Annotated in this window: 16 protein-coding genes; 2 read left to right on the top strand and 14 right to left on the bottom strand. The window is 48.7% G+C overall.

Annotated features, from left to right (window positions below; translation table 11 throughout):
- Positions 1-33: 33 nt before the first annotated feature.
- Positions 34-342: a helix-turn-helix domain-containing protein gene (locus EKM86_RS12520; protein ID WP_225419389.1), complete on the top strand. Its 309-nt coding sequence runs from the start codon at positions 34-36 to the stop codon at positions 340-342.
- 135 nt (positions 343-477) lie between these two features.
- The gene (locus EKM86_RS08600) at positions 478-705 is read left to right on the top strand and encodes a DUF3955 domain-containing protein (RefSeq protein WP_125757051.1); all 228 of its coding nucleotides are present in this window, start codon (positions 478-480) and stop codon (positions 703-705) included.
- 85 nt (positions 706-790) lie between these two features.
- Here the strand turns inward: EKM86_RS08600 and murQ are convergent, their stop codons facing one another.
- The 14 genes from murQ to EKM86_RS08530 all read right to left on the bottom strand — a co-directional run bounded on the left by murQ (position 791) and on the right by EKM86_RS08530 (position 19,456).
- On the bottom strand, positions 791-1,690 hold the full coding sequence (gene murQ, locus EKM86_RS08595; protein ID WP_125757049.1) for an N-acetylmuramic acid 6-phosphate etherase: 900 nt from the start codon (positions 1,688-1,690) through the stop codon (positions 791-793).
- A 16-nt stretch (positions 1,691-1,706) separates the two neighbouring features.
- Complete coding sequence (locus EKM86_RS08590; RefSeq protein ID WP_164506226.1) at positions 1,707-2,420, bottom strand: alpha/beta hydrolase; 714 nt, start codon at positions 2,418-2,420, stop codon at positions 1,707-1,709.
- A 16-nt stretch (positions 2,421-2,436) separates the two neighbouring features.
- Positions 2,437-3,336 carry a MurR/RpiR family transcriptional regulator gene (locus tag EKM86_RS08585; protein WP_125757045.1) on the bottom strand — a complete coding sequence of 300 codons (900 nt, stop codon included), beginning with the start codon at positions 3,334-3,336 and terminating at the stop codon, positions 2,437-2,439.
- A 23-nt stretch (positions 3,337-3,359) separates the two neighbouring features.
- Complete coding sequence (locus EKM86_RS08580; protein WP_125757043.1) at positions 3,360-4,325, bottom strand: serine hydrolase domain-containing protein; 966 nt, start codon at positions 4,323-4,325, stop codon at positions 3,360-3,362.
- On the bottom strand, positions 4,322-5,875 hold the full coding sequence (gene nagZ, locus EKM86_RS08575) for a beta-N-acetylhexosaminidase (RefSeq protein WP_125757041.1): 1,554 nt from the start codon (positions 5,873-5,875) through the stop codon (positions 4,322-4,324). Before nagZ ends, EKM86_RS08580 begins: the two co-directional genes overlap by 4 nt.
- A 5-nt stretch (positions 5,876-5,880) precedes the next feature.
- Positions 5,881-6,915 (bottom strand): MupG family TIM beta-alpha barrel fold protein, encoded by a 1,035-nt coding sequence (locus EKM86_RS08570; RefSeq protein ID WP_125757039.1) that lies wholly within the window; start codon positions 6,913-6,915, stop codon positions 5,881-5,883.
- Positions 6,916-6,936: 21 nt separating this feature from the next.
- Positions 6,937-8,259, bottom strand: a complete 1,323-nt coding sequence (locus tag EKM86_RS08565; protein ID WP_125757037.1) for a PTS sugar transporter subunit IIC — start codon at positions 8,257-8,259, stop codon at positions 6,937-6,939.
- Positions 8,260-9,010: 751 nt separating this feature from the next.
- Positions 9,011-11,716: an HAD-IC family P-type ATPase gene (locus EKM86_RS08560; protein ID WP_125757035.1), complete on the bottom strand. Its 2,706-nt coding sequence runs from the start codon at positions 11,714-11,716 to the stop codon at positions 9,011-9,013.
- 350 nt (positions 11,717-12,066) lie between these two features.
- Positions 12,067-12,942 (bottom strand): ROK family protein, encoded by an 876-nt coding sequence (locus tag EKM86_RS08555; RefSeq protein ID WP_125757033.1) that lies wholly within the window; start codon positions 12,940-12,942, stop codon positions 12,067-12,069.
- A gap of 10 nt (positions 12,943-12,952) precedes the next feature.
- Complete coding sequence (locus EKM86_RS08550; protein WP_125757031.1) at positions 12,953-14,341, bottom strand: FAD-dependent oxidoreductase; 1,389 nt, start codon at positions 14,339-14,341, stop codon at positions 12,953-12,955.
- Positions 14,334-14,996, bottom strand: a complete 663-nt coding sequence (locus tag EKM86_RS08545; protein WP_125757029.1) for a hypothetical protein — start codon at positions 14,994-14,996, stop codon at positions 14,334-14,336. Before EKM86_RS08545 ends, EKM86_RS08550 begins: the two co-directional genes overlap by 8 nt.
- Before the next feature lie 3 nt (positions 14,997-14,999).
- The gene (locus EKM86_RS08540; protein WP_125757027.1) at positions 15,000-17,150 is read right to left on the bottom strand and encodes a hydantoinase/oxoprolinase family protein; all 2,151 of its coding nucleotides are present in this window, start codon (positions 17,148-17,150) and stop codon (positions 15,000-15,002) included.
- Between the two features lie 84 nt (positions 17,151-17,234).
- Entirely contained in the window at positions 17,235-18,518 is a 1,284-nt protein-coding gene (locus EKM86_RS08535; RefSeq protein WP_125757025.1) for a transporter, read from the bottom strand.
- 17 nt (positions 18,519-18,535) lie between these two features.
- On the bottom strand, positions 18,536-19,456 hold the full coding sequence (locus tag EKM86_RS08530) for a hypothetical protein (protein WP_164506225.1): 921 nt from the start codon (positions 19,454-19,456) through the stop codon (positions 18,536-18,538).
- Between the last annotated feature and the right edge of the window lie 161 nt (positions 19,457-19,617).

Here is a 19,617-nt window from a genome sequence, read left to right as displayed (position 1 = left end):
CCGCTGAGCTCACGCGCCGAGCTGGTCGAGTACGTGCTGTACTACATTTCCCAAAACTACAGCAACCCCATCACCGTCGCCAACCTTGCGGCGATCGTGCACATCGACCGCACCTACCTGCATCGCCTGTTCACCAAGCAGGTCGGCCGCTCGCCCCAGGCCTACCTCAAGCAGTACCGCATCGACCAGGCCGGCCAGCTCCTGCGCGAAACCGACTACCCCATCCAAGTCGTCGCCCGCGCGGTTGGGTATGAGAACCAGTTCTCATTTTCAAAGGCCTTCTCCAGCTTGATGGGGCTGGCGCCGAGCGCGTACCGGGAAAAGCACCGGGCCACCAAGTGATGTTTCTCGTGAAACAATTTCAGGTTGCGTGATGGTTAAGATGCCTAAGTATTCGCTAAAACCCGTCAGCTTGAGCATTTGCTGCGCGGGATTTCTGCTATGCTCAAGGCTCAAGAAACGGAGGCGTAGTTCAAAATGAGAAAAGTACAAGTTCATCGCTGGGCAATGCGTCTGGGCACCTTACTCCTGCTGGTTGGCCTCGGCTGCTTCGTCGCCAAAGCGTTCACGCCGACCTACGTGGACGCCAGCGGCATGCTGCATGAGTCGTTCTTCTTGCTGCCGCTCGGCTATGCCGGCCTATTCGCCAGTTTGGTCAGCTACCTGGTGGCTGGGTTCACGCACGGGCAACGCCAGCACGCTTAAGGCGAGCCACAAAAAGGCCCAGATTCGCGAATCTGGGCCTTTGCCACTTATGTCGCCATGCAACTTCTGCCACACTAAACTCTTGTTACTCAATTAAATGCTGTATCGTTGCTGCAATGAACCCATCGTGCTGCTTCAACGCAGTATCTGCAGTCTGCTCGTCTACCTTTCCGAGAATCATCACAATGGCAACCTTGGGGCGATGCTCAGCTGCTTCTAAGTAGTGCGTCGCAGTTTCATAATCCACGCCGGTTGCAGCCTGAATAATCCGTTTAGCACGATCAACAAGTTTGAGATTGGTAGGCTTTACGTCGACCATCAAATTACCATAAACCTTTCCTAGTTTGATCATCGCTGCCGTCGAAATCATATTGAGGACCAGCTTTTGTGCGGTGCCAGCTTTCATTCTTGTCGACCCGGTTACCACTTCAGGACCGACCACGACCTCAATCGCGATGTTAGCATGCTGACTGATTAAGGCACTACTATTGCAGCTGAGCGCTCCAGTGGCTGCACCAATAGACCTCGCGTAATCCAGTCCACCCACGACATACGGAGTGGTCCCACTCGCAGCAATACCAAGAACGACATCACTTTTGCTCAGGTTGTGCGCTCGTAAATCATCTTCTCCTCCCTCTTTGCTATCCTCGGCCCCCTCAACTGCGGTAATCATGGCACCTGGTCCGCCGGCAATCAAACCCTGAACCATCTCTGGATCAATTCCAAAAGTTGGTACACACTCGGCAGCATCCAAAATTCCAAGCCGCCCGCTGGTTCCGGCCCCAATATAGAATAATCTTCCTTGATGCTTTAATCGATCAACGACCACATCGACAAATGCTTTAATTGATGTCATAACCTCGGGCTGGCCAATCGCTATCGGCACCGATTGATCTTGCTGATTTATCGTATTCAACACATCCGCGGTGCTCATTGTGTCGATATGCATAGTCTGAGGGTTACGCGCCTCGGTTGTCCGTTCCATGACTTCACCTTTTTCATTAGTTTTTTTTCTGAATCTGAGCAAGCCAATCAAGCACGACAGGCAGCTGATCGCGCCAGAACTGCCAGCTATGATTCCCAGGTTCAACATGGTAAGCAATCGAAAGCCCATACTCCGTAGTCAACTGGTGAACGAGTGTGTCATTGTCTTTCTTGAATGGGTCGTCTTGACCCACACTCTGGTAAAAACGTAACTTCTGCACTGCTAACACATCTGCTTGACTGAGCACAGAGGTCAACTGGGCCGCTTCAATCCCGCAATCGTCCGGGCCAAATACTGCCTGATAATCCGGCATGATGGCCTTGATACTGTTGAGGTCAGCTACAGCCGACATCGTCGCTACCGCACTAAACCAATTCGGATGGCGAAAAGCAAGTCGCATTGCGCCATAACCGCCCATAGAATTGCCAACCACCCAATTTTGCTCTGAGAGCACACTCAATGGAAGCATGGAACGCATGGTGGGTATGAGTTCCTGCTCCAGATAATCTCCATAGCGACTGCCGTACGCCATGTTCATGTAAGAGCTTCGATTAAACCCTGGCATAACGATTGCCCAGTGATGGTCTATGGCATACTGCTCAACCGGAACTTTTCTCTGCCAGACAGAGCCATCATCTCCCAATCCATGAAGCAGCCAAACCGTTGGTAACTTTTCTTCTGCCGTTATCGCGTCTGGCATGGCTATTTTTACCATCGTCTGGTTCATCATCGTTGAACTGGTCCGATTAATTGTGATTAGAGCCATTTGTCTCAGTCCTTGTTGTCTTCGTGTTGTCGGCCAGTGCTTGATGGTATTCCGCGATAATCCCGTGAGTCCGATTGATATTGTCAGCAATCTCATCGTAGTACTGACTCAGGTAGAAATAATACACAATATCGATCACCAAGAATTGCGATAACAGCGAATTTGTTGCAGCGCTCCGAACTTCAGTTTCAAGCGGGCTGGCTGTATGCAATTGCCAGCGAGTCACGCGGGACAACTCGTTATCGCCTACCTTGGTCAAAGAAACACTTTTCAGACCTCGTTTTTTGACGGCTGAAGCGGCCCACACAATCTCCGGAGTCTTGCCAGAATTTGAAATGAACCAGAAAAGATCGTTCGGACCTGCAGTTTCAACAAGCGGAAGGAACACGTTCAGTTCCTGGTACATTTGCATTGTGACCCCAGCCCGCATCCACTTCTGGACAATATTTTCCGCTACCAGATAAGAGGCACCGATACCCAGTAAATAGATTCGTTTGGCATTATGTATTTGTTCAACCACGTCTAAAACGATGCCCTTAGCTAACGTGTCTCCCGTTTGATAAAGTGACTGTATAGAATTATCCAACAACTTCTGCTTCACAATTTCATAGTCATCGTGCGGATCAACATCCCGACTTCGTTGCCCACTTTGCTTAGCCAACTCAGAGGATAAATTAATTTTAAACTGGGCGAGATTACCAAAATTCGCCCGTTTGAAGAACCTCACAACAGAGGCCGGACTGGACCCTGAAGCTTGGGCCAGCTGACCGACATTTTGTTTCAGTACTAATTCTGGATAATCAATAATATAACTAGCAACGCGATGCTCCGCAGGCGTCAGCCGGCTCCCAATACTTGCTACTTGCTGGATGATATTCATCACGTCACCTTGCCTTTCCAAGCCTAAAGTTCTGCTGCCAATAGTGAGTGAAGCTCACGCCGAAGTTGTGGAAAGCGTTGATCAACTCCGAGACGAGTACGATCGGTCAAAAGGACAATTGACAACTTTCTCTGCGGAACAACCAAAATGCTAGTGCCCGTATAGCCAGTATGCCCATACGCACTGGAACCAAAATCATCAAAAAAGCTTTCCGGATTTCCAGGCAATACCCACCCGAGTCCTCTTGGCGGTTGCCCAGAAGGCGTTTGAACCTTGATGCTCGCCGCCAGCCAACTTGCGTCAACTACTGTTGAGCTTGGCGGATTCAGCCAATAATCTGCGAACTTGAGCAGGTCAGTAGCAGAACTGAACAACCCCGCATGTCCCACTGGAACGCCAAAATAGCTAGCGTTGTGATCATCTGGCCTCCCCTTTTCGCGTGTTGGTATCGCCGATTCTGGAGAAAAGCTAGTGTCATTCATCCCCAGTGGGCGGAACACCCGGCGAGTAAGAAATGTCGCAAGATTCTCACCGCTTACTGCTTCAACTACTAGGCCTAGCCACATAAAATTCAAATCCGAGTACACAACCGTGCCCTGAGCTCCTGGCAGTATTCTTGCCAGACCTTCAAAGAGCGTGGGCTTGTTAGTCAAATGGTAAAACTTAAACGAAGAAATTAAGCCACTGGTATGTGTCAACAGGTGCTTAATGGTCACTGGAGCCCACTCAGGGGCGGTCAGCTCCGGAAAAATGGACACTAGTTTAGTTTCAAGGGTTATCTGCGCTGCTGACAAAAGCTTCAAAACTCCCATCAGCGTTCCCACAATTTTCGTCAACGAGGCAAGGTCAAAGCGAGAGGCCTGTCCTAGTTGAGAATCTCCTACCGTTATTAATTTCAACTTGCCTTCACGTTTGATTGCCAGCACTGCCTGGGAGAATATCTTCTTTTGTTGCCCCATTCGTAGCATTTCTTCGACATTTTCTCTCATGGTAGCACCACTGGCAGCCGCCCACTCGGATTACCTTTCTTCGCCAATGCCGATGCTGCCCAATGCATCGCCTGTGGGGTAGGCTCATACGCCACGATATAACTGGCTAAGGCTGGAAACCACCGGCAGTCGTAAGGGTTTCGCATCGCGACGACATGTACGGGATGCCCTCGGTCGATCAACATCTTAACCGCTTGTGCTTGAATATCATTAAAACCCGTAACGTTACTGGTTCCGACGATCACAGGCCGCTGATCCTTCATTTCAGACAGTTCTGCCAACGGTGTCGCTGTAGTTAAATCTACCGACAATTTAGATGCCTCTGGATAGTATTCCAATATTGCTCGAAAGAGTGCGCTATCTCCCTTCTGGTGTTCTACCACAAGGGAATAACGCTGATGATCAAAAGTGACAACTAATGGCGCAGGACCAATGATTTGAGTAGGTGATTGAACAACCGTCACACTATGCTGGTAAAGTTCATTAGCTAATTGGTTATCATTGTTCACAAGTATTGAGAATTTCTCCGCATCAAAATGATTTTGCCAGCGGCCAACTCGCCGTCTTAAGGCCCTCAGCCGATTAATCTTCTCAGCCACATCGGCTTCAACCAATTCACCTTCATTTATGGCTGCCACAACCCGAGCAATCGACTCTTTCTGTGTTTCATAAACGTGGGAGACCATTGCCAAATCAGCACCACTCTTCAACGCTTGAACACAAGCTGCTGGGGTACCATAATGATCCGCGATTGCCTTCATTTCGAGGTCGTCGGTCACAATCACCCCGTTAAACGCTAGACGCTTTCTAAGCAAGGTCGATATCACAACGGGAGAAAGGCTCGCCGGCAGCAATCGATCGACGGCAGGAAACTGAATATGAGCAATCATCACAGAGTTGACACCATTCTTGATCCCGGCTTCAAAAGGGACCAACTCTGTCCCCTGCAAATCTTCTAGTGACTGCGTCAGCACTGGTAAGTCTTGATGAGAATCAACCGACGTGTTGCCATGACCAGGAAAATGTTTCAAGCATGCTGCAATGCCATTTTGTTGGAGCCCATTCATTGCCTGCACCACGTATTGGCTCACCAACTGAGCATTATCCCCAAAAGAGCGTACTCCGATGACGGGATTGTCTGGATTAGTGTTCACATCAGCATCTGGGGCAAGGCTCCAATTCACCCCAAGCTCAGACAATTCTTTAGCACTCGCAGCATAAGAACGTGCCGCATTTTCTGGGTCGCCGGTGGCTGCCAGAGCCATTGCTCCTGGCAATAGGCTTACTCCGGCCTCGATACGCCGAATCACGCCATTCTCTTGGTCAAGGGCGATAAGCAGCGGTTCAGTATATCCAGCCTGCCGAGCCTCCGTTTGAAGCGCATCAGTTAAAGCTGCCAACTGGCCAGCACTCTCAATATTTCGAGCAAACAAGATAATGCCGCTTACGTGATACTCACGGATCATCTCCCTGACTTCTGCGCTCGGCTTACTACCATGAAACCCGACGATAAACAGCTCACCTGCTTCTTGTGCAATCGTCTCGGTCATTTATTTCACCCCTCAACAAAGCACAATTTGGTCTCACCGTCGATGAACTTGAGCAGCCCAGTGTACTCCGGGTGAACATAGCCAATAATATTGGCATCACGAGTGAACGGCAAATCACTCTTACTGATCTGTATCTCCCCACTGTAACGGCCGGCAAGAAGATTATCTTGACTAATCGTCCCAAGTGGACGGTCGCCCGTTTTGCCGATTGGTATGTCTGACTTACGCTCAACTGAAACCCGAATCATCCGCTCTGGAATATCTTTGCGGACGTCGAGTACCCGGCCTAGCAACGCGCGCCCCTCAGGTTCAGGAATAATTGGCAATGTCATCGTTTTGTCCTGCTGGTACAGATGAATATTCTCCAGAGTAGTCAGCCGCGCCTCGCTATCCCCAATAGCAATATCTGTTACGCCAAACTCGTTTATCAGTTCAACCGCACTGACATATGGGTTCTGACCACGCTGCGTCTCCAGTGTAGGTAACCCTTGATAAAACGGAAATCGCTTAAGTTGATCACCTGGTACAAAAGCTAAGACATGCACCGGTGTGCCGATGTAGTTTTGATTAATTGCATTAAACCGGTCTTTCGAAAGACCCGTTTCTAGCTTGGGGTAAAAATTATGGGAAGCATGAACTTTTGCGAAATCAACGCCATGTGCCTTAGCATCATTCAAGTATTCCTTACTCAGCACACTAGCGTTGAGAAACAATGTAAAGTCTTTCTGAAGGCGACTCAGTAAGTCAAAATCATTAAACCCCCAGTCCAGGCGTAATGCACGGAACCCCATCTTTTTCAGAGCCTCAAAATCACCGGATTTAAGATTCAATTTTTCAAAGGTAACTGGTGAAACGTCAGGAACAAGCATGACCCCTTCTTGTTTGCAAAGGGCTAACAATTCCTCGACACGTCCAGTGATGTCGGTGAAATCCTCCTCAGGAATATGCAGTGACGTAAAGATAAATTTAATGCCATTTTTCGTCGCTTGTTTCACATAGTCAGGATCAAAAGTCTTAAAGTAAACTGAAATCCCCAGCATAATTTACCCCCAGATTGGTTGCTATGCTTCCGTTGCTGACTCGTCGCCTGTTGTTCCAAGACTATCTGTCTTCAGTGCACCAGTGCGCTCTGCCTTATCCAGAGAGGCCACGAAAGGATAATAGATCATGAATGTCACAACCCAGCCGGCAAGAACAAAGACAACTGCCCAGATATTCCCACCGGTTGCAAGATAAGCTTTGATCGGTGCCGGTGTGATCCAAGGTACTGACAACGCTGGGACTGGCAACCACTTCAGCATAACAAGAACAGTAGCGGCAATATCCATAACAACCGAACTCAGAACAAATGGAATCATCATCAATGGGTTCAGCATAATTGGCAAACCGAAGATAAGTGGTTCACCGATGTTAAACGCCGCTGGGACAATGCCCAGTGCCCCCATCCCACGATAGCGCTTGGATTTGGTGAGCAGTAAAGCAACAGACAACGGCACCATCCCAGTCATAATGTAGACATCTTGGAAGATACTTGTGAACGTGTAAGGCAGTGCAATACCTTTCGTAAAGGCGGCCTGGTTCGCGGCGACCATCTGCGTCCAGAAGGTGCCAAGGACACCGCCGACAATATTCCCACCGTGAATCCCGACTGACCACAGGCCACGGTTGAGCAACGTAGCAATCATCATCGCCCATGGTGTATCAGAAACTGAAATCAAGGGTTTAAAGATGTTTGCAATCGCATCTGGAATATTGATCTTCAGGACTGAACCAATCAACCACCAGAACACAATAACCACGAAACTTGGAATCAGTGCGACAAATGCGCTGGATACCATCGGTGGTACATTCGATGGCAGCTTAATTGTCAGATGACGATTGACAAAGAAACGGTAAATTTCAACCGTGACAATCCCAACGATGATCCCAGCAAATACCCCCATCGCACCCATGTATGCGGTCGAGACGCCGGTAAAGGTTCCGGGAGTCTTGCTGCCTTTGACAACAGTCGCAACTGTCTGAACTGGATTCAGCAGCAGATAGGACGCGATTGCCAAGATCATCGGCGGCATAATGTCCGTCTTTTCACCGCGATTCTTGTTGTACCATTCCACCAACGCATAGGACGTTGTGCAGACCGTGTACAGCGCGATAAAGCTAGTCCCAACTCCAGCGGCTTGAGCGATAGTCCAACGGAAATCACCGAGGAAGGTCAACCAGGCTGGGATAGGAAATGATGCAACCAGCGTGAACAGAGAGCCAATAACCAGCAGGCTCATGATACCAAGCCCGTTTCGCTGGATTACTTGAACATACTTCAGATTTGAAAATTTGATGAGTGGCGGCGCGATACGTTTTTCAATAAAGCCAGTAATCCTTTGCATGACAATAGCCGTCCTTTCGATTTAATTGTGAATGAGTGCCAAAAAGTCCGAACAAACACTATGTGCCCATCAGATTTCGCCCCCTAAATGTATGCGCTTTCTTTACGCCTTCAGTTTAGCGGTTAGAAATATATTTTCAATACCAATTTTTTTGAAATTTGATTTCACTGTGTTATTTTTAAGGGCCTCTTTGTTCGTTTAAATCCCACCATAATCACCATTAGGAAGATGTGTGAAATAATTCAATGGTGAACTACCGGTATCTATCAGGAAATTGGTACAGGTTGAAACGTGATTGTTTTCATTGCCCACCTGTACCATTGCGTTGCGAAAAAATAACAGAATCTTTTCGGCACTGGCATTAGAATATGGCAGGATGCAATGTACATATCGCCAGGTTGAATCGCTAAGTTTATTCTGTTGAAAAATCCGAGCCAAAGTGAAACGACCTTCTGCAAAACATTTGGATTATCATCCTAATATTGCCTAAAACTCATAACGGTCTTCCTCCGTACCTTGGCCCCCCGCTGAACTAGGCGTAGAAACAAAAGGAGACAAACGGATATAGCAAAAGCACAAGCTCCTCGCCGGGCACCTGGGCATCCTGCTTCCACTGGTTGGCCTCTTCGCCAGCTTAGCAGCTACCTGGTTGGCTGGGTTCACGCACCGGCGCCAGCAGCGCACTTAAGACGATGCATAAAAAGGCCCATGTTCGCAATTTGCGAATCTGGGCTTTGCTTGGGTATGAGCTTTACTTAGCGACTTCCGCCGTGTGGGTGCGGTGCGCCCACTTGCGGTAGGCCAGACGGATCATTTTGTCGCACTCGGTGACCGCCAGGGTGATGACGCCGGCGCCGACCGCCACGCCCCACTCCAGCCAGGACATGCCCGCGGTGCGGAAGACGTCCTGCATGAACGGAATGTAGGTGAACGACAGCTGCAGCACCATCATCGCCGCAATCACGGCGAACGCCATCGGGTTAGAGAAGAACTGCTTCGACAGCGCCAGCGCGTGGGTGCGAATGTTGAACAGGTAGAAAATCTTACCCAGGATGATGATGTTGACCATCATCGTCGAGGCCACCGCCGCGTTGACATAGCCGCCGTCCAGCAGCCAGTCGTGCGCGAGCAGGCCGACACCTGAGATCATGATCGACACGTAGGCCATTTGAAAAACGTCGTGCCAGTTCATCATTGAAGCGGTGTTGGAGCGCGGCGGGCGGGCCATGATGCCCGGCTCGGCCGGCTCCCAGATGAACGCGAACTGAATCGTGATGGCCGACACCATGTTGATCCACAGCATCTGGCTGGCGTTCAGTGGCATGTTGTCCTGCGTCAGAATAGTGATCGCGATGATCAGCCCTTCGGCAAACGACGTCGGCAGCAGGAACAGGATACTCTTTTTGATGTTATCGTAGATTCGGCGGCCCTGCGCGATGGCTTTTTCCATCGTCGTGAACTTGTCGTCGGTCAGGATCATGTCAGCGGCGTCCTTGGCCACGTCGGTCCCGGACTCACCCATCGCGACGCCAATATCGGCCTTTTTCAGCGCCGGCGCGTCGTTGACCCCATCGCCGACCATCGCGGTGACGTTGCCGGCTTCCTGGAGCGCGGTGACGATCGCCAGCTTGTCGGCCGGCGTGGTGCGGGCGAAGACGTCAGTCGAAATCATCGCCTGCGTGCGGTCCTTGTCGTTCATTTCCGCCAGCTCCGTGCCGGTGACGACCGTGGGGCTGTCCGCCAGGCCAAGCTTTTTGGCAATGGCCAGGGCGGTGTCAGGGTGATCGCCAGTGATCATGCGGACCTTGACGCCCGCCATGCGCATCTGTTTAATCGACGCGATGACTTCCTCGCGCGGCGGGTCGATGATGACCGCCAGGCCCAGGAAGGTCACCCCGTGCTCGCACAAGCCCTCGGTGATTTCGTCAACGCTGTCCGGCAGGTCCTCGGCGGCGACGGCGATGACGCGCATCCCCTGCTTGGAGTACGTGCGCGTCAACTCGAGGTAGTGCTCGGTGTCAAACGACGGGTCGGCCGCCTCCGCCATCGGCAGCACCTTGTCGGGCGAGCCTTTGACGAACAGGCGGTGCTGACCGTTTGGCAGCTGCATCAACTTGGCCATGTAACGGTAGTCCGAGTCGAACGGAAGCATGTCGAGCTCTTCGTAGTCCGGCTCGTCTTCAAACCCCTTGTGGTACGCCGTTAAAAAGGACCCGTCTGTCGGCTCGCCGTTGATTTCGTACTTGCCGTCGATCTCGGCCAGCGTCGTGTCGTTGGCTTCAAAGCCGGCAATCAGCAGGTCACGCAGATCCGCGCGGTCCTTGGCAGCTACCGGCTTGCCGCGCAGGCTGAACTCACCGGTCGGCGCGTACCCCGTGCCAGACACCGTGTATTCGTGGTGCGGCGTGATGATGTTGGTGATCGTCATTTCGTTTTTCGTCAGCGTGCCGGTTTTATCCGTCGCGATCACGTCAACTGAGCCCAGCGTCTCGACGGCCGGGAGCGTTTTGACAATCGTGTTTTCCTTTTTGACCAGCTGCTGCATGCCCATCGCAAGCACGACAGAGGTGGTCGCGGGCAGGCCTTCAGGCATCGAGCCGACAACCATGGTGACGACCGCCAGTGCGAGCGTGCCGACCGAATAATGGCCAGACCACATGCCCAGCGCAAAAAGAATCACCGCAGCGGCCAAAATAGCGTACGAAATGCCCTTGCCCAGGTTGTCGAGCTCGGTCATCATCGGCGTCTTGCCCTTGCGCACATCGGCGACCGCCTGGGAAATTTTCCCCAGCTCGGTGTTTTTCCCGGTCGCGACGACCAGGCCCATGCCCGAACCCGTCGCGACTGCGGTGGAGGCGAAGGCCATGTTGGTGCGCTCAGCCAGCGGCGTGTTGGCCGGCAGCGGGTCGACCGTTTTCTCGACCGAGTTGGATTCCCCGGTCAGCGCCGCCTCCTGCATCGATAAGTTGTCGATGTCAAACAGCCGCAGGTCGGCCGGCACGTTGTCGCCTGCCTCGAGGAACACGACGTCGCCCACGACCAGGTCGGCCGCATCGACATCGACGCGGTCGCCGTCGCGGTAGACCGTCGCCTCGTGCGACAGCATCTGCTTGATCCGCTCCAGGGCGTTTGAGGCGTTGTTCTCCTGCGAATACCCAATAATCGCGTTGATGATGATAACCAGGCCGATAATAATCGTATCGGTCATGTGCCCCATCACAGTTGTCAGTACGGCGGCGCCAATCAAAATATAAATGATCAGGCTGTTGAACTGGCGAATGAAGATGACCCACTTCGGGGTGGTGTGCGATTCCAGCGCGTTCGGCCCGTTTTCCGCCAAGCGTTTGGCGGCCTCCTGGCTGGATAACCCAGCCTCCAGATCCGGCACCTTTAACTCCTGCTGCAATGCAGACACCTCAGAATGGGTCATCGACCTCTGACCATCGGGACTGTCCATGTATCATCATCCTTTTTCCTTATAAATTTGGCAAAATGCCATGTCATATTAATTGTATTTTATCCGAACGGTAAGGCGCACGCAACTGGGCTTGGGGCGGATTACTATGGAAAGAAACAGAGTGTCTCACGTTAGGTTCCTACACCAAGTATTCCCACCACTAGATTGTTAACCCGCCAGACCCATGTTCATTTGAAAACACAAAATAATTAATACTGGCTGGAATTGCTCCAGTGGTATTCCTGGAACGTTCCAGCCAGTTCGTAAAGTAAACTTCACTCTATATTTTACGATCAAATTTAACAAGAAAATATTTGCTTGATATTTATAAAACCAAAACCTCCCTTAGCTTACTTTTTACACATCAAAAAATTTTTTAAAGCGCCAATCATTCCCGCGTGATTACCCATTTTTGCAAAGCGAATCTCCGTACGGTCAAAAATCTCCGAAACTAATTGTTGGCGAACCGATTGAATGATCCGTTTCTCAAGATAGTCTTTTTGTGCCATCACACCGCCGCCTAAAACAATGGCCTCAGGATTCAACAGGTAGATAATAGTCGTCAATCCCCGTGATAAATTCGACACTAGATCATCTACTGCCCTGATACAAAATTCATTGCCTAATCTCACACCTTCAAACACCTGAAGCCCATTCTCATACGTAAGAGACCCGGCCAGTTCATTGGCCCTCGCCACAAGGTACGTTGTCGATGCCATGTCTTGAAAATGTCTGTTGCCCACTGGTATGTAACCAATTTCGCCGGCTGTATGCCCCACCCCAGTTACTAGTTTCCTATCTATCATAATGGCCCCGCCAACGCCAGTTCCTACCGTTAAACAGACCAAACTACTTAGGTCTTGCCCAGCTCCTAACCAGGCCTCAGCAAGGCATGCAGCATTAACGTCATTCTCAACAGCACAGTCATAACCGAACTTTGACTCAATTGTATCCTTGATCTTGGTGCCAGAATATCCCGGCATCGTATATCCAGCAAACACAACATCCCCACTGACGTTATCGACAACACCAGCGGTCGATACTGCGACTCCATCAATGCGGTTATGAACAGCTCCATCGGCAACTATCCCAACAATTTGTTGTATTACAGGCTTGTGATCGCGGGCCGTAGCAGTATTTGGAAACTCCTTGAACAGTCTCCCATCCGAATGATATATAGCACTTTTGATATCTGTGCCACCGACATCAATACACAGAATCCTCATCTCACTCCCCCTAGGCAGTATGATTCTTTGCTTCTTCAACTGACTGGTAATAGTTCATTCTTTCTTTTAAAAGCCCACCATTGAGTCTATTAAGCGGTTTTCCCAACTGCTTCGCCAAAACAATTGCTTCTCCTACCGCTTGCCCCATATCAATACAGGTCGGCGTGATGCGAATACTAGCCTGCATTAAGAAATTTGCTGAGATACACCGACCTGCCACAATTATGTTCGCAATTTCATCCGTGACCATGCTACGATAAGGAATCTCGTAATAGTCACCCTCCTTATATGTATTTTGATGAAACAGCCCCTTTGTCACAGAATGAACGTCAATGTACCAATCCCCTCGTGCGATGCCGTCACTAAATCTACTCTGGTTGGTATAGTTATCTTCGGTTAACACTAATTGACCAACAAGGCGGTAGGACTCTCGTATACCCAGCATGGATGCTTCCTGAAGCAAAAATGAGTTCTCAAACCCAGGCATCATACGTTGAAGAAAGTTGACCAATCGATTAATCATCTGGTGCCCCTCAGAGACGGCGCATGAGCGTGCTAGCGCGGACGTATTGTCCTTGAGCTCAGCTAAATGGGGACAGTTGAAAGACATGCATCCCGGTTTCCCCGGCAAAGTGAAAGTTTGATAGTAACGCAAGTCCTTTGTTTGTAGTAGTCCCTGCTCTATGCCTCTCTTGAAGAGGGGCTCCAAGACGAAGTCTCCTCCACCGACCATAGCCGATTCATAAAAATCACCCCCAGCATTAAACTTGGAAAAACGATCATTTAGGCTTACCAGATAGGCCCGATACCTTTCCACATCTATACCGCCCATCTCAAATCTAAGACTGCTCATTTGATTGTTTCCTTGGTCATCGCCGTGTGTTGTTGCAACGTTTATAGAACGAGCCAAAACTAGGTCACCACTTGCATCGACAAAATATTTGGCTCTGATTGCGCCAATTCCTTCCACAGTCTTAACCAACACTGCCACAATCTTCGAATCCTCGACTACGGCGTCGATAACATCTGTATCATACAAAATATGCCCTTGTGCATTGAGATACAACGTTTCATACGCCGTGCTTAACGCCTCAGGGGAGAACCACAGATAAGCAGAATTCAGGTCATCTCTGGTCTTTACGCCAATCTCCTGTAACTTCTCCTCAACTGCAAAGAAGTTTTCACGATGACCTGTCCAAGAAGGCATCATTGGTGTAACTAAAGCATTTACTGCGGTTCCACCAAGTCGTATGCTTTTCTCCACGATTACCGTTCGTAATCCACTCTGGGCACTACTTAGCGCCGCGCTAAAACCTGCTGCACCTCCACCAATAACTACAGTATCCCAGTCTCCAAGCACAGAAACTTTTCTTCCAAACAGTGTGATTGTCTCAACCATGTTTCGTATCGTCCTTTCTCAACAAGATCTCACTATATTCTTTCAACCATTGGTCTGGCCAATAATCACTGGATGTTCCTGCTTGACCTGTCACTTTCATTAACTGGTCATAGATTAAAGGGTGTATAGTAAGCTGAAGTTGCTCTTTAGCAAACTGAAATGCAGCTATTTCGCTTGTCATACGTACCTTTCGGTCAGTATGAATAAAACCCAAGTATGTAACCTCGACCGAGTCGCATTTATTCTGGGTTAAAGAATGGCTGGAATACTCCACCCAGTGATAAAATTCGTGAGCGATAAACAACTGGGAGACTTGATCATAAGTTAGTTTCTCAACAATTGTCTGGCTAATCTGCATCATCTGCTCAATCACAGGTGAATAGAGTTCAATTTTCTTAATCTTTTCGTCGTACTGTATCTGGGCGTGTAATCCTGTTATTGGCGACGAAGGCTGGTATATAATTTTCACGCCGTCTTCATCTAAAAAACGCGTCAGATTGGCTCCCCTAAATTTTCGAGAGCAACGTTTACCAATCTCAATAGCCTGGCACACCAAAGCAGACTGCCTCTCCACTGGAATTCGAGAAAAAATTGCATCTTGTTTCAATAAATGAAAAGCACACGCCTCGTCTGAGACTGACTGATAGGTCAACATCTTCTATCCTCTGATTGCAACAGCAATAATTTTCTCAGCATCTTCAACATATTCTAGTTCCATATTGATTAATGGTAACAACTGCTCTTTATCAAGCACACCACTTAGATCAGCTGTCTTTTGACGAAAATATAAGTAACACTTAGGCAAGATTGCTCCGCCGTCATTATATACAGTCAAATCGTCTATTATCCCTAGAAAGTCTGATTCGATGTTCTTCTTATCAGTTGCGATGATTAGGGCATCATCGTTTTGCAACCTAATTACACCGTCAGCATCAATGATTCTAACCATGTTTGTCGTTTTCTTTAACAACCCAAACAGTGTCCTGCTGACTTTCTGCGCGCTAAACGCATACCAATTTCCTGAATGTGCCATCAGTGATACAGAGCTTTCGGGAACCGCTACGCTTTCGCTTACAATCTTAGTCAGTTCTGCTACACTTCTTGCCCGCTCGCCAACGTTTTTGGTACGGAGTTCGGTTGCACCAGTTGCAACTGCGCGGAGAATGTTCTTCTGATTGTCAATTTCTACCGCGATTTCTACCGTATCAGGATTCGCTCCAGCTTTTGTCACCATCTCCAAAATATCATGGCGAATCTTCTTAATGTCGTCTGGTGACGGGTTGGAAACGTTGCGCTCCAGACGCTCCATCACCATTGCTAAGGCAACACCTATAGTGGATATATATGGAGCATTCTTCGCAATTCTGTGTCGGATCTTCATCCGCTCGCCCAAGTATGGTGTAATAACCGCCGCAGAACCGCCACCACCAACTAAATATGTTAAATTCGTATTTAAGTGGTAATCGTCAATCAACTGTTGGACAACCTTCATCACTTTGTCAGTGGCGATATTCATAGCTTGACGACAGGTATCCTCTAGCGACTGTCCCAGATAATCTGCCAGGGCTTGCCAAGCAATTGTGGAGCTTTCAATGTTGCCATGAGCATAATCCGTTTCCGGGACATAGCCGAGGACATTAGCCGCTCCCGCTAGCGTAAGTGCGTATGACACTCCAGCCATGTTCTTTACAGCGACATAGTCGGGTCTATCTTCAGAGCATGGTGCAATCAATTCTATTGAGGCTCCTGCCATGTTCTCCGTTTCTGTAAATGATTCATACTCTAATTCTGCAATATGTGCACTTCTGGGACCAACATCCACAATTTTCTTATCACGGACGACGATCATACTACCCCCTGCGATTCCGAGAGTTCGAACATCAAGAGAGGTCAGATACAGTTTGTGGCCCCCGACTTCCGAATTCTTCACCATTACTTTGCCATTCTTAACCACAGAGATATCAACAGAAGTGCCACCAGCCTCGAGGAAAATTCCATCAGTTATTTTTTCGTACATCAAGACGCCAGCAACCCCCGCGGCCAAGCCGGATAGCATCGTTAAAATGGGGCGCTTTCTAACTTCATCAACATTCATTACTCCGCCATCGCAGCGCATTATCATCAATGGTTTGTTAATGTGTGCCTCTCTCACGCTTGACTCAGTCATATTAGCCGTTTCCATCATCTTAGGAATCAACGCCGCATTTACAGAAGCAGTACGGGTTCGAGCAAGCAGGCCATAGAGCTGCGAAATCTCATAACCTCCGGTAGCCAGCATCCCATGTTCATTTGCTACTCTTAGCACCTCTTTCTCGTTCTGCGGATTATCTACAGAGTAGGCCTCAGATGCGACAATAACCTCTGCGCCCTTTGCTTTCAAGTCCTCGACCGCATGACTAATCTGATCTGCATCAAGTTTTGTGGAATCTAGGAATACCTGTGAGGTATGGAGAAACTTTCCTGGGGCGAGCTCAATATCTCCTACCTGAGTCTCACCATTAGCGCGTTTCCCCTCGAAGCCCTTCCCCATCCCAATAATACCAACTGACGCGACGTCCCCCTCCAGCAGTGCATTAGTAGCTTGAGTGGTACCATGTGCTATAAAGACCACATCAGCGGGGTCGACTCCTGAAGCATCCAGGACTTTGTTAATCGCGATAATAATGCCTTCTGCAACACCGCGCGCAGCGTGATGCGTTGTCGGCACTTTTACTTTTGCCAATATCTCATGGGTTGTGTTATCAACAACCACCGCATCAGTAAATGTACCTCCGACATCGATTCCGACCCGGACCTTTGTGTTACTCATTGAATAGCTCTCCTTCCAAGATCAGTTTCAGCAAAACCAAGTTAATTTATAAATATCGTTCTCGTCTTCGTTCACGGCCAATGATTAATAGATAAACACAGCACTGTAAATCAGCGTAATGAAGCAAATAATCATCGTCCAGGGCAGCGTAGCTTTCAAAATATCGTTCACATCAACCTGTGCATAATCCGCACAGATTACATTCTGCGTGTTAGTCGGATCTGACGCAGTCTGAACAAAAGTCGTACTTCTAAGGGCCATCGTGACTGCAGCCGGATTCATCGTACCCGCTGCGAGCATAATAGTAGCCAGTCCGCTCCCTAAGCCAAACATGTTCATCGGCCCGCGATACAAGGCTAAAGGTGAAAGTAAAGTAAATACGATTACATATGCCAAAGGAGAGGACGGCATGATAGCCGTTACTAATGGCTTAATTAAGCCTGTTGTGGCCGCATTAGTAACACCATTCAGCAAGATACCAATACCAATCATTAATCCGATAACTGCTGCAACATCCTTTATTCCTTCCACTACTGCAGCCGCAAGAACTGTGGACATTTTCTTAGGGGTAGTTATTAATACTGTGAGAACAATCGAGAGGATTAAAGCCGTAGAAGCGTCCAATTTTGCAAAGAATACAAGAATGAACGGCAGCACTGGAGTAAACAGTGCGAACAGAGGCACGGGCTTCTTCTGTTTGGACTCCGCTTCCATTGCCCAAGAACTTCGAACAGCCGTCTTTCGAACTTTAAACAGAATGTATACCGCGGTAACAAAAATCCCAACAATCGCGATAATAATACTCATTGATTTTACTGCAGCCATAGTAACTCCAAGTGTATCGATATAGACCTGATATTGTGAAACATTTACACTCAATCCGATGGTCATTCCTAGTAATATCAGACTGGCCGCATCGACAGCACTAATGCCTGCCGTTAGCATCAACGGAACAGCAATTGTGCAAACCATAATAACAGGCCCCGCACCACTCATACCAACAAAAATCAGTGCAACTGCCGCCGTTAAAGCAAACGCCATAGCTACTGGTTTATCACCGGCAAGTTCCGCGGCCTTTCGAATAATACCGTCAGCGATTCCCTGTTTATCAATGACTTTTGCAAAAATAGCCCCAAAAATAGTGACAATAATTGTATCAGCCAACCTAGCGGATCCAGCAACAATAACGAATCCTGCTACGGTTTGACCATCCTTGGCGGCAGTGGTCAACAGTGGGACACCCGCAATAATCGGCACAAGAATACCAATTAGTGGCAACGCCAGAATGGCAGGTAACTTCTTACTCATCATCAAAGCAATTCCGCCAAAGAACACAAGTAGAATCAGAATTAACCGAACTGTATCCATGTTAGTCATTCCTCCTTTTATGCGAAAACAACATTTGAGCGTTGGGCTACTAACTGAATTAAATCTAGATCACTGGTATGACTATCCCAGAGTGATAAAGCATACAAGGCAACTGAGAACCAACAATCTGTCTCTAATGAGGCATCCTCAACTAAGTCATATATTGATGCTCCATCCAATTGTCGTAGAGTGTATCGATACAGGGATAGGTTCTTTAACCAATAAGATTGAACATCATGCCACTGGGTCCTGACTTTCTCCCTGCGCTTGGCAATCTGTTTTTCCGAACGTACACCAAGCAGGTATGGACCTTTCTGGTGCTCAAAATTGCTCCAATCAAGGCAAACTTGTCCCTTAAGAACTACACCCACCGTGTCACTTGGATCAGTTGTTGGTCTAAGATGCCGAATCCGATCAGTGAGTTGCCGCGTCTGCTCCAAGTCATGGGTGTCACGGGACATGTAAGCGAATGGGAAAGATCCTACATCTTCCCAAACAATATTTACTCGGGGATCTACCCGGGAAAGTACGTCAATTTTATTAATGACGCTGGTCGCGTGAAGTCCAAACTGAATCTTTAAATCCGGCCATTTGCTGAGCATTGCTCCAGCTATGCTATTCGTCCACTTAACAACCGCTTCTGCAATTGGAGTGCCGTGGATGGTTTCATTGGTTGTCTCCGTAAATGCTTGGAAATAGATTCCATCCCCCTTTGCATGTAAGTAATCATGTTCGTATTTTGTTATGGCTAAGGTCTGCCAGCGTTCAAGCTCTTGATCTGATAACGCATCTACGCCCTCATCCCAGCCCCATGAATATCCGAAAGTAACCTGTATTCCATATTCGTGGCAAAATGAAACCACTTCGCGAAGATTAATCGGAGCGTAATCATCCCAAATCGTTAGAGCATTTAGACCTAGCATCGCCATCTGTTTCACGAAACGGTGGTAATCGTATATTGCATGTCCCCATGTCCAAATCCCTCGTCGCTCGAATCCTGGTTTTTGAGAAAATATGTATTTCCTCAATTTTCAAGTCAAGTGCAACGATGATAACGAATTCTTGATAGTGGTCTAGGCTGTTACGCCATGCATCGGTA

This window comes from Lacticaseibacillus hegangensis, assembly GCF_003946465.1.
GTDB classification, from domain to species: Bacteria; Bacillota; Bacilli; order Lactobacillales; family Lactobacillaceae; genus Lacticaseibacillus; species Lacticaseibacillus hegangensis.
This window is presented reverse-complemented; position numbering and strand designations above follow the sequence as displayed.